Source organism: Vibrio sp. S12_S33 (assembly GCF_963889785.1).
Classification (GTDB): Bacteria; Pseudomonadota; Gammaproteobacteria; order Enterobacterales; family Vibrionaceae; genus Vibrio; species Vibrio aestuarianus.
Genome location: NZ_CAWPQZ010000063.1, coordinates 1 through 11,919 on the forward strand (window position 1 = coordinate 1; position 11,919 = coordinate 11,919).

An 11,919-nucleotide genomic window follows, 5' to 3' on the forward strand; every position below is an offset into this window, starting at 1 on the left:
TATCACGTTCAATGTCGTGCATTTGTTCGAGTTGCAGTTTCTGTTGAGGAGTCAGTGTAATTTTCATGGTTCGTAGCATGATCTTGATTCTACTGAAAATCAAGTATCTTCAATGATCACGGGTATAAGCGGACAAAATAGAAGAATAAATTTCTTTCGCATTTTCCGACTTGGGATTAAGCGTAAAATAAACATCAGAAATAGGCTTGCAATTAGCTTTTTTTTCATCATGCTCACTGCCAATATAAATCACCCCATCCGCATTAGTATAGATATCAGTTATTTTTCCGATGCAACCCCATTTTTCACACTCTGCTTGGGAAGACATAGAGATAGAGAAAAATATAAAAAATAAATAATTTTCTTATAAACATATGTTAACCCTTAATTCACCACTGTCAGCCATACAAAAGTAGGATAGTTATTTTGATATTTGAAACATTGCTCACTAATTTGCAACACAACTGACTTTCCAGAGAAATATGCGGCATTTAGCAAACTAAAACTGCTCTTACCATTAGGATCCTTTTCTATATCCCACCGAACTGAATTAGTCTTACATGAACTAGGACCAACAGGATCACCATCAATTTGAACAAAACAGATATTATCTATATTGTGGCATCCTAACGAAGTAATTTTCCTCGCTCCACTAGAAATAGAAGCCGCATGAATTGAAAATGATATAAAAAATGAGGTCACTAAACAAAGATGTATGATTATTTTTGACATATTTATCCCTTATCGATTTTAATTTTTTAACGAACCAATGAACGACTTCTATTTTATCTTAATAGAATTCACATCTTCACCATCAGCCCAACGTTTACAACTGTTCATTCCAACAATATCTACTGGCTTAGCAGAAGCATATGCAGTAAGTAAGAGTGAATATTGCTGTTTGCCTACATTGGAGTTTTCATCACGGATCATCCAATAACTATTTTTTGCACATTGTGGCTTACCTGAAGCTGGCGAGCCCTCAATACCAAAATAGATCAAACCATCTGAAGCTCTAACAATAAGCCAAGCGACTTTACCCGTTTGTGTTCCGGAGAAAGCATAGAATGGCAATAGAAGAGTAAAAATTAATAATATTTTTTAAACATTAGCAAACTCCGTGTTATTGACTATTAATGGTGAGGATCATATTGCACAACTTGACAATACCCTGACTTAGTACCACTGGTGTAGATGGTCGCGTTAGTTTTACCTTGTGTCCACATCGCCAAAGCAACCGAGATCATGGTTTTATTTTCCTCAGGTATTAGCATCCACCCCCAATTATGAGGATTAGGGCACGTTGTTGGCACTTGGTAGCCTTCGATACGAATCAGCAATCCTTGCTGAACACTGGTAATATCAACGAGCTTACCGGAGATATAAGTATCAGCAGCAAATGATGCTTTCGACACAAACAATAAAAACATTAATAACGTATGATTGATGATTTTTTTCATATTATTTTCTTGAAATAAATTAATTTAAGACAAAGAGTGTACGTTTTGATCAATGTTTTGGCTAAATCACCCGTATCAGGCGAGATCACCTGAACTACTATTTGGTAATTAAGCTTACAATACCTACCTATTTTTAATTCACGTTTATAGGCTACAAAACAAATCTAGATTTACCATTAATCACTCAACCTACGCGATGTACTCTCAATCTCTCTCCAACACAGGAGTCTGAATTGCTCTCTTTATCATAACCAATATTAACTCTCTCTTTGGTTGCATACGCAGTTAATAGTCGAGAGATTACTAATTCTCGTGATTCTGATGAAATATCAGGATCAACAGCCATGTAATCTAGGGTTTTACACTTAGGATGATTTTTAGGCATACCTTCGATACGAATTAATATCAATGTACTACCAGGATAGATTAAAACACCTGTTATTAAACCGCTGAAATTAGCCGTGTATCGTGCCTCTGAAGTAAAGGTTACAATACAAAGGAAAACCATAGTTAGTATTTTTTTCATATAAGAGCCTGTTTATTTAACAACTTAATTATATTTAACAACTTGAAAATAAAAACATAGAATACCCCTTAGATATAGAAACACTCTATGAGGATAGTCTTATTAAATTCGACTATTTTTAATTAAAAAATTTATAAATTCCCTACTTAAATCTGCAGCGATATTGGCTGCAACTCCTAGTAGTTTGGATACAGAGGCAACCTTTAATATCAGGTCACCTCTTATATTCAATATAATACCATCAATTCATATACAGATAGCTGGGGATATAATCCGACTCTACATCCAGTATGTAACCGTATTTTTTATACGCATATTTGGCTGCCGTGAGGAGGTGTAATGAAATATAACCATCCGGATCTGTTTTAAAATCCTTACCGCGTGTCCACCACTCTTTATGCATTTTTAAAGCGCGATGCATGGATAGGTTATACGCTACTTGGTCTTGCTGATGTATAGCTTGCATCACATCAAAAAAACCTAGAGTCACTCTAATTCCATGTGAGCTCACTCTGCGCTCTTGCAGAGTTTGGTTCTCCCGCTGGATATGGGCAACAAAACCATCCATTAAGCCGGTAATATCACTGCTCGCTTGCAAACCAAGCATATGCAGCACTATCTCAAGATGATAACGAGCATTCAGGCCGCTAAACTCGATTTGTTCCTTATATAAAAGCCCCATCAGTAGATTTAAATCTTCATTGCGTCCCGTCACAATAGTAAGGTAGATCATGTCAAGCCATGCGAAAGATCTAAGCTTATCGTTCCTACCTTGAGCTGGAATTGCAAAATCTACCCCTTGGTATTGAAAGGGGATGAACTCCCCTTTCGGTTGATTCATCTGGCGTAACCATAATATGGCGTACTGTTGAGCAGAGAAAAAATGCTCTACTACCTCATCATGTGCGACTGATGGTAGATAGTGACCAATCGCAAATAGCGTGCAAAGGTCTCGATACCCAGTTTCAAATCCAAAACAGTTTTTTTCCGCAATACTCAATGAAAACTGGTTGGTTTTAATAAAACTCTCTAAGATCGCATCATAAACGCGCTGCTTACCTTCTAAATTTTTAATATGAGTCTTCACTATTTTTTTCATACTAATGCATTATCTCAAATTTAAGGTTATTGGCTTTTTTAATCATGCCATTTTCATTAAATATCAGCTCTGAGCCTCGATACTCAATGGAGCTTGATAGGCCTGATTGCTTATACTGTTTAAATAAGTCAAGCGTTTTGCCCAGTTCATCGGTTTGCTTTTTATACAGCAGATCAGACTGATATTTTGAACTCTCTTTTGCAGTCTTGAAGGATTTTTGCATATTTTCCCAGATCGCTTTGTAATACTGCGCGCTGGTTTGCTGGGCATCAATAATATCATCGTTCTTATCACGTCCAACTTGCCGATGGTTGTAATGAACTTGATTTTTACCCGCTTTCGCTTCACCCGTGATCAGTTTCGTCACGCCATTTTTGTCAGTAGCTAGCCAAATCCCATCAAACTGCCCTTGCTGACCACGTCCAGGCACTTCAAAAGGTAACTTCTTAACGCTCGTAAACTCAATATGCAAATTATGCTCTAGTTTTGCGCTACCCAAGACGTCCCCGTATTTCCTGATATCCGCCTTAAGATTTAATAAGGCATCACGGTTTAGATCGGGATTCGAACTGAGAACTCGCACTTCAGCTTCCGCTTTTTGTCTCAACGTAATCACTTGCTCGACAGTTTTCTTTGTGACATCAGGCGGTAGCGTAACTTCTTTTTGCATAAATCTCGCGATATCTTGCTCTGCCGAGATTGGAAGTGGCACCTCATTATTTTGAGAGCGATAACTTGGTTCATTGGGAACATTCTTAGGCCGTGTGTCAATCCTTTTCCATGAACCTTTCTGCCCGATAGTGAAGCCTTTATTTTGCTGCTCGATAAAACGCTCTGCCGTAATGGTGGTATTGGGATACATTTCCTTATGCCTATAATAATCGGACATATCGACATCATTATCAGGAATAAGCTTGTTATTCTTTAGAGCATCATACCTACCGTTATCGTATTTCTTAGACCAAGTGTCGTGATCATCTTTTCCGCCATTGGCTTTATAGGTCTCGAAATGTTTATCTTTAAATTTAATGTTTTTAGCAACTTGATCATACACTTCCGCTGCATCAATATTTCCTTTCCCACGTAACTGAGATGAAATAAAAGCAGCAACTTCATCAAAAGGGACATCTTGTAGTAGCTTCTTCGATACTTTTTGGGCCACACCACCGATAAGGATAGTTGCTCCCGTTTCAATACTGTAGCTAATCGCAAGATCTATCATCTCTTCTTTGGCTTGTGCTTTCTCTTCTATGGTGCCATACAGATAAATTCGGTAAAGCTCACTACCCTTATGGAAAGCATCAACTGACGACATCACAAATTGAGTGGCGGTATATGCAGCAATCGCAGCCGTAAACAGAGCAATAGACTCTGGTGTCGCAAGAACAACCAAAAGGAAAAGAGCATTATTTTCTGCTGCATTTCCCGCAGTATCGATAGCAATATCCACATTACCACGCATGGCAAAAACAGTCAGCCCTGCGACTAAACGGGCAATATCAACGCCCCGCGCATGTAACTTACTGGCTTCAGCTTGTAATGTCGGAATCTCAGCTTGTAACTGCTCTGGAGTGAAAGGCGTACCATCAGCATTAACATAACGATCTAATAATTTATGAATAAATGCATCTGTATCCTGTTTTACAAGGCCGATCTCTTCTCGATATTTAGACCCGACATATTCTCCGATCACGCCACCGCCAGCACCTGAAGCGCAGCCTATTCGGTTAGCATCGGTATTTCCACCATGGGTGGCTGAAGTTAGCATACCTAAGCCACATCCCAAGGCGGCATGCAGAATATATTGTTGTGCAGTAACAATATTACCTAGGCGGGCAGCTTCACCTATTTGCTCAGCTAACTCTTTACCCAGTAAGTTAATCGAAGATATCGCTAAACTTTGCACTAAAGAGCTGCCAAATTCATCCCAATCATAACCACTGGCGATAGCATTAATCCCAGTACGCGCCGTGGCTTGAAAAACCTGCATGATAGCCTGAGTAGCCAACTGACTACCTGTCGCATTTTGCACCACATCGGTAAGTGTTAACGTTGTTCCACCTTCACCAGAGAACATAGGGACATCTAAACCACTTAGAACTCCAGCAGTAACCATACTGGTCGCTAGTGAAACCAAAGACTCTTTTGAACTTAACTGGGTTAATGTTTCTTGTACATCAAAACCATTAGCCAATAAGCTTCCAGAAGCTTGAACCACAATACTGCTAAAACCTGCATTCATAGCGGCGGCTAATACGGCGTTACTTACAGTAATCACAGCGCCTGAACCTGTTCCGGCGATAGCCAAACCCGCTCCAGGTCCCATAACAACAGAAATAGCAATTGCCAAAATTGCCATCGCAGCGGGCGATAAGCCTGACTGATCGTAATCCCATTGTTCCAAAACCAGCTCAATTGATTGCCAATCAACCTCACTGTAATCTGGGTTATTACGAATTTCCTGCATCCAAGCTAATCCAGGCGTTTGTGCTAATTCAGCCAGAGTTTGATCTAAGTTTTCTGAGCCTGCTGCAACTTGAATTTTAACCCCGGTTGCCGCGTCAAGAACAAGCCCACCGTTATTGATAAACTCTGAATAATAAGCCACCTCTCTTTGATAACCGTTACCGGTATGGCGGAAAGACAAAGAGCCTTCATAGGAGTTTTCATAGCTGTAACTTTCCAGAAGTTTCGCCAATTCAAAATCAATCGCGCCTTTTTCGGCAATGATTTTGGAAATACCTTTATTATCGATGGTCACTGCCTCTAGCAAGATATCGCCTTGCTTGGTCGACAGCAGCATACTCTGGCCTGCCTTTAGCAGAGTACGAACAATCTCTGCCTCTGTTTTACTCTCAGCTTTGCTCTCTTTGGTGCCAAAGACCCCACCACTTGATGCTTGAAAACGCTTTTCAAAAGAGCGTAAATCGGCGGCACTCTTTAAAGTAATGCCATATCCCGCCAACAACTCAATCAACCCCTGGCTTTCTAATTGAGCACCTTCGATATGAATTTGACCACCGGCAATCAGTTTTAGGGTATCAATTGCAGAAAGGTTAGTTTGTAGATTAACTAAAGAAGATTCATTATCTTGCCAACGCGCACCAGATTCATGACGCTCGTTTTTCGCCTGTTGAGGCACCAATATGATATTTCCGCCAGCATTAATGGTTAAATCACCTTGAGCCGAAAATTTACCGCCATGACTTATCACATCGGACGCCGTAGCTATAGTTAAGTTACCTAACGACGAGATAGTGCCAATTTGTGAAAATTTTTCTGAATAACCATGACCATAATCAAGCCGTGTCACTAGAGTTTTATTGGTGAGTTTATTGGCTAATAGCGTGACATCATCACCCGTTATCGTACCTGAATTATTTTGTAACTCTCGCCCAGTACGAATAGTGAGCTTACTACCTTTGATATTACCTTTTGTATTGATGAAATCCTTTTCAACATCAATCATAGCTCGGTGAGCAAAATTAACCTTTACACCATCAACAATAAAAGTTTGTGTTTTGATATCCGCTGAATTGGCATGATAAGTAGATTCAATAATTTTTTGTTGCTTAATAGTTGCATCTGTTAAATAGACAAATGGCACAAGATAAGGTTTTTGTTGACTACCTAATGTTCTAATTTCAGGCCAAATAACATCTTTATTGATTCTTTTGATTTGCTCAGCATTAAGAACCTGACCAAGTTGATAATTATTTTCCAATGCTAGAGCCACTGCATTTTCATACAGTTGCTTAGTTTGAGCATTATAACTTGAAAATTCCGGAGAGCTTATCCAGTTCTTATTTAGAATTTGCGTTATCTGATGACGAATAACCCCCCTTTCAACATAAGAAGTTCCGAAACGAGGAGGTAGTGAATCAAAAATTTCATTATTAGATTTTTTCGCATAGCCTGGAATAAGTTGAGACTTTTTCTCAGAAAGTCGATTATAAAAATAGTTAAATCCATCAAAAATGCCTATTTCATCGGTTTCAAATCTGCTTATATATAAATATTCAGCAATAGACTTCTGTAGTTCATATCGCGGAGATACAGTTAAAAAATCATTAATAGATTCGAGTGTTACTCTTTGAGTCACTGAGGCATACACAGGAAAGCTAATATGGGTAAGCATGCTTGCTAATAATAAACTAGATGTGACCTTTTTCCATAAAAGAGATTGGCTCATATTTCCTCCTATTACTCTTTAAAGTTTGGGTTAGAGATAAAGAATGTGATGCCAGAGCTTATTATTGGTATATATTTACTTGGCTTAGGCGGAGGAGAGACAGGTCGAGGTGTATACGCTGATGCATGCGGACCAAAAGTGATACTCTGCATAATGTTATAATCAGAGCCAAAACCTTGATGGATATGTCCATCAACATAAAAAACAAATGGGTATTGTGCACTAACGTCATCTTTCATTAATTCAGTTTTAGACGTCGTCCAACGGTCGGTTTTTCGCTTAATGCATTTACGGAAAATTCGTCGAGTACAATAGGTATTGGCATGATATGTGGTGGTGGTTTTCTCCCAACGCTCTTTTAGGCTTAACCCCTCCATCCATACTTTTGAGACTTGGCCAAAAACATCTTTTCGTACTTCAATTGAACTGTGTTTATTATTCAACTCGCGTGATTGAACAATCAAGCTATCACCAACGTTGATTCTTGAGGGTGGTGATAGTGCTTTAAGATATTGTTTTTCTATTTTGACAGTAGGATAATCCGACTCTTTCACTCCCCATGAATAGCATGAATGAAGAATACTCATCACTACATCATGTGGCATAGATCCATATCCTTGAGGTGGATTTTTATTCAAAAAAGCATTCATAGTGGGAGTAAGTCGTAATATATTGTTGCAATGTTCTGGTACCGTCGGCCGTTTTTTCTCTTCTTTTATGTATGTGTCCGCCCAAAGATAATATCGTTCGTTATCAATGATTGGCGCATTAATCATCACATTACCCGTCCAAGACTCAAGAATTGATGACACATTCCATAAGCGATGAGACAAATTAATATCGAGAATGTTTTCTGATGAAACAATTACTTGGCTACTGTTAGCATCAGAAAGCGTTAACGCTGGTTGATGGATATTGGCTCGGTTCACCTCATAGGGATTGATATTGATAAACCGCTCAGCTTCTAACTTAATATTTTGCCCTAAGATAAATGCGGCGAAAGAACCGACCGATTGTTTATCCATATTGGAAGGGATTTCTGGCACAGCTAATTTGCCACCAACTTTTATTTCAGGGGCTGTATGTCGACTAGCTGCTCTTGCAGCAACTTTTAATTTAGGAATCAAGCGCCAAGGATACTGAGAACCATTGGTTATCGTTTTATTTGATTTAAGATGGATATTTTCACCAAGGATAATACCACCAAACTGGTTTACTAACTCATGGTTGCCATTGATATATATCTCACGAGTGGATTCGATATCACCTTCATTGATAAAGCGATCTGAAGAGAACCTGACTTTACTCGCAACTATAGCTCCTTTATTTTCTATTAGCTTAGTGCTAACCACATTTATCTCATTCGCTCTTATATTGTCATATAAGAACTTTTGTTGCTTATCTTGTGGTGAATAAAAATAAACGCTACCCGTTGATTCTAGATCAAAGCGATTATTGACAATAACTTGATCTCTTAATCGAATATCACCATTTGATTTCACTTTTATCGATTCAAGGGGTACAACACTTTGGTCTCTATAGCGACCTACATAGGTCCAAGCACCATTCACTAAAATTTGCCCATTGAGCGCTATAGCGGCTTGTGAATAGGTTGATTCAAGGTGCAAATTACCTACCGCAACTTTCGCTTTTGCTGTTAATTCGATAGAGTTACCATGCATTTCAGAAAATGAGGCATCAGACCTACGATCATCATATCGAAATAGATTATTCCCCACGATAATCTGCACATCACCATTTGACACTTCTAGAGTTCCAGCACTATCAATTTCTTGAATCTCTTTATTGGCTCGTCGAACCACTCGACCTTTCATGTTAGTGGTTAAATGAGCATCAAGACGAAAGCTGCCAGCTGCAATGTCTAATATGCTACTTTCATTGGCTAACAAACCAGAACCCGAAATATCGACCTTACCTTTAGGAGATGTCTGTATGCTTTCTAACCGATCATCGTAAAAGGTCGCTATACCTGTCGCCAATGTAACTCGTTCAGCATTAGCAATAGAACAGCCATTACAAATAATACCTTGCGGTGATAACAGCACTAAATCTGCCGCACGCCCTTCAATTCGGATCTGCTTAATATTCGCGATCTGCTTATCATCAAGGATCAATACAATTGTCTTAGCGGGCGCGGCTGAAAGTTTAGGGTTAACTAAATAATTATTTGCTAATACTATGGTTTTCCCTCGGCTATTAAGTTCCTTAAAATTATTTATCGAGAATCCATAATCATTTGCCTTAGCAATTTTGATTAAATATTGATTAGCACTTTCGATTACAGAAGGGGTATTAGCATTGGATGTGGAAGATTCAGTTTTGACGTTGGCAAAAGTAGAAGCAACAGGCATGAGTAAGGCAATTAATATACTAATGTCAATCGCTTTAAGCCTAATCACTGAGCAGGTCTTAGTAATAAAGTTCATTATTATTCGCTGTAAGATTAGTTTATACGGATTTTTTGATAGCTACCGCCCTTCGTATTAAAACGAATTGAACGATATATTTAATATAGGATGCGAAAATACACCACAAATACATAACATCAATGAATACAAGATCCCGTCGTGATATGGATCACATTATAATTTCAAGTTCCACACTTAAATTAACCAACACTTAATTAGATATTATTAATAAATAAAAAACCAAGTAATCCGCTTACTTGGTTCTTCATGCTTATTTACTAAAAATATCATTTATTTAAGCAGGGCTTTCTTGTAAATGCTCACTACTTGGTTGTTTGTTATGAGGCTGCCAAGGGGAATTTACCGAATAAGGCTGACGCACCGCTAATTCTGTTTCGGATAACACGCCATAACGAAGTACGGTGTGGTTATTCACCAGTAATATATCGCCAAGTTGTAAATCAAAAACATGCTGTACTTGTGAACGTTCAAGAATAGGAGTTAAAACATTAGCTACTTGATTGATATTGTCAATTTCAGTCGACGACGATATATGCTTCGCCAATGATGGGCTACAGCGTAAATTCATTCCCCAATCCCCCGACATAATCACAGGATAAGCAGCCGTATCATCGTACTGCACAATGGTATTTTTCAGCCAACCACTTACTTGACCATTAAGACACAATGCAGCCAGCGAGGCATCGAGTAAGTTAACCTTCAGCGGAGAAGATGAACAGTAAATCGCCCATTCATCAGGAGTCATGTCAGCATAAGAATAGCGACGCGCTACGCTCGTTGACGGTGTTTTGAGCCCGTACCAACTGGGCTCTGCTAATGTACTACTCCGAACATATTCTTCCGGAAGCAGAGCATGATTTCCGGCAAACCACGAAGACCAAAATGAAGCTTGAGGCAACGGGTTAAAGCCTTTTAAACAGACAGCAGAGAACGCTTTTACTAATTGGCTCACTTGAGCCTGCGGTAGCGCGATCAGTGAGCATCCATGGTGTGACTCTAACGTCAGGCCAAACTGCTCTGTTTGTAGAGTGGCTTTCACCTCACGCATCAACTGTGCCTCGTTAGCGTCTTCGATATTGAAACGCAGTAAACACCACAGCGTTCCTTGATGCATTACGGGAATAATCACGCCTTCACGTTGTTTGTGATTGGCCTGCGTATCAATAATAAATTCTCCGTGGCAAGCATCAAATAAGACACAAGTATGCCAAGGTGTCTTAAACGATCGCTCATCAAAAAGAAACAGCGAATATTTTTTGCCTTGCATTGGGTGTTCATGAATGCTGAGACGAATAGCGTGGCTCAAATGAGTATTGAGGAAATTATCGAGTGCACGTCCTTGCACCATCATTCCTTTAGCCATAAGGGCTAGGCGCTCACGTCGCTTCTTATAACTCAGTGGAGCAAGCGCATATTTCTGATCCTGATGCATGAATTTTTTCAAGCCCAGATAGGTATGGTGTATTGCATTATCATGCTGTTTAAGACGTGCAAAATCACGCTCATATTCCGCATCACCAAAGCGCTGCTTTAATCCATTGAAATATTGATATTCATTTAAGTCATCAAACGCAGAGAAGTGCTCAAAGTTGATAATTTTGAGACAATCACTGGCGTTCATATTTTCCACCATATTCCGTAATTCATCAGAATAAGTGTAGTGATGTTCTAAATCGACATTAATATAATCAGAAAATGTATGATAATCAGAAAAAATGTAAAACATCACACCTGGAGGATACACAGATTGAATATCACGAATGGCATTAACAAATTTTTGTAAAACTCGATATTCACCCAAATCAGGCTTATAACCTAATACCTTATCTAGGTTATTCGTTTTACATGGAAAAGCAGGCAGTAATAATGTAATGACTTTGTTTTCAATGACACACTGAGCTATCTGTTTTTTTAACTTCTGATACCCACTAAAAGTGGCGTCTGTTTGTGCTAATAATTGGTCTAATAAAATAAAAGCAATATTATCCACACATTGCTGCTGTTGATGATCAAGCATAGTGTTTCCTTATTAAAGGCGAAGACCATTGACGGAATGATGCAGAACCCTCAGGGCGGGAGCATACTTTGATGGATTTATAACCCAAAGAAGACTCTAGCCCGATAATCATCGTTCCATCCCGCTTTTTTCAACTTCACTTTTTGGCTTGGCGCACCACAATCACATTGCTTGA

8 protein-coding genes are annotated in these 11,919 nt (G+C 38.9%); all 8 read right to left on the reverse strand.

Translation table 11 applies throughout. From position 1 onward, the window contains the following. Positions 1 to 384: 384 nt before the first annotated feature. The 8 genes from AACW06_RS17795 to AACW06_RS17830 all read right to left on the reverse strand — a co-directional run bounded on the left by AACW06_RS17795 (position 385) and on the right by AACW06_RS17830 (position 11,744). The gene (locus AACW06_RS17795) at positions 385 to 732 is read right to left on the reverse strand and encodes a hypothetical protein (protein WP_192076104.1); all 348 of its coding nucleotides are present in this window, start codon (positions 730 to 732) and stop codon (positions 385 to 387) included. Between the two features lie 48 nt (positions 733 to 780). Continuing rightward, the gene (locus tag AACW06_RS17800) at positions 781 to 1,074 is read right to left on the reverse strand and encodes a hypothetical protein (RefSeq protein WP_202884107.1); all 294 of its coding nucleotides are present in this window, start codon (positions 1,072 to 1,074) and stop codon (positions 781 to 783) included. A 59-nt stretch (positions 1,075 to 1,133) separates the two neighbouring features. After that, on the reverse strand, positions 1,134 to 1,460 hold the full coding sequence (locus AACW06_RS17805; RefSeq protein WP_114774214.1) for a hypothetical protein: 327 nt from the start codon (positions 1,458 to 1,460) through the stop codon (positions 1,134 to 1,136). Between the two features lie 184 nt (positions 1,461 to 1,644). Further along, on the reverse strand, positions 1,645 to 1,986 hold the full coding sequence (locus AACW06_RS17810) for a hypothetical protein (RefSeq protein ID WP_192076105.1): 342 nt from the start codon (positions 1,984 to 1,986) through the stop codon (positions 1,645 to 1,647). Between the two features lie 241 nt (positions 1,987 to 2,227). After that, positions 2,228 to 3,085: an immunity 49 family protein gene (locus tag AACW06_RS17815; protein WP_192076106.1), complete on the reverse strand. Its 858-nt coding sequence runs from the start codon at positions 3,083 to 3,085 to the stop codon at positions 2,228 to 2,230. A 1-nt stretch (position 3,086) separates the two neighbouring features. Further along, the gene (locus AACW06_RS17820) at positions 3,087 to 7,277 is read right to left on the reverse strand and encodes a DUF637 domain-containing protein (protein WP_192076107.1); all 4,191 of its coding nucleotides are present in this window, start codon (positions 7,275 to 7,277) and stop codon (positions 3,087 to 3,089) included. Between the two features lie 11 nt (positions 7,278 to 7,288). Continuing rightward, positions 7,289 to 9,724 (reverse strand): two-partner secretion domain-containing protein, encoded by a 2,436-nt coding sequence (locus AACW06_RS17825; RefSeq protein ID WP_192076108.1) that lies wholly within the window; start codon positions 9,722 to 9,724, stop codon positions 7,289 to 7,291. 277 nt (positions 9,725 to 10,001) lie between these two features. Beyond that, on the reverse strand, positions 10,002 to 11,744 hold the full coding sequence (locus tag AACW06_RS17830) for an L-tyrosine/L-tryptophan isonitrile synthase family protein (RefSeq protein ID WP_192076109.1): 1,743 nt from the start codon (positions 11,742 to 11,744) through the stop codon (positions 10,002 to 10,004). Between the last annotated feature and the right edge of the window lie 175 nt (positions 11,745 to 11,919).

Excerpts from the sequence above, each read along its gene's own strand:
- AACW06_RS17815 (WP_192076106.1), bottom strand. The coding sequence starts at position 3,085 with ATGAAAAAAATAGTGAAGACTCATATTAAAAATTTAGAAGGTAAGCAG.
- AACW06_RS17805 (WP_114774214.1), bottom strand. The coding sequence starts at position 1,460 with ATGAAAAAAATCATCAATCATACGTTATTAATGTTTTTATTGTTTGTG.
- AACW06_RS17795 (WP_192076104.1), bottom strand. The coding sequence starts at position 732 with ATGTCAAAAATAATCATACATCTTTGTTTAGTGACCTCATTTTTTATA.
- AACW06_RS17810 (WP_192076105.1), bottom strand. The coding sequence starts at position 1,986 with ATGAAAAAAATACTAACTATGGTTTTCCTTTGTATTGTAACCTTTACT.
- AACW06_RS17820 (WP_192076107.1), bottom strand. The coding sequence starts at position 7,277 with ATGAGCCAATCTCTTTTATGGAAAAAGGTCACATCTAGTTTATTATTA.
- AACW06_RS17830 (WP_192076109.1), bottom strand. The coding sequence starts at position 11,744 with ATGCTTGATCATCAACAGCAGCAATGTGTGGATAATATTGCTTTTATT.
- AACW06_RS17825 (WP_192076108.1), bottom strand. The coding sequence starts at position 9,724 with ATGAACTTTATTACTAAGACCTGCTCAGTGATTAGGCTTAAAGCGATT.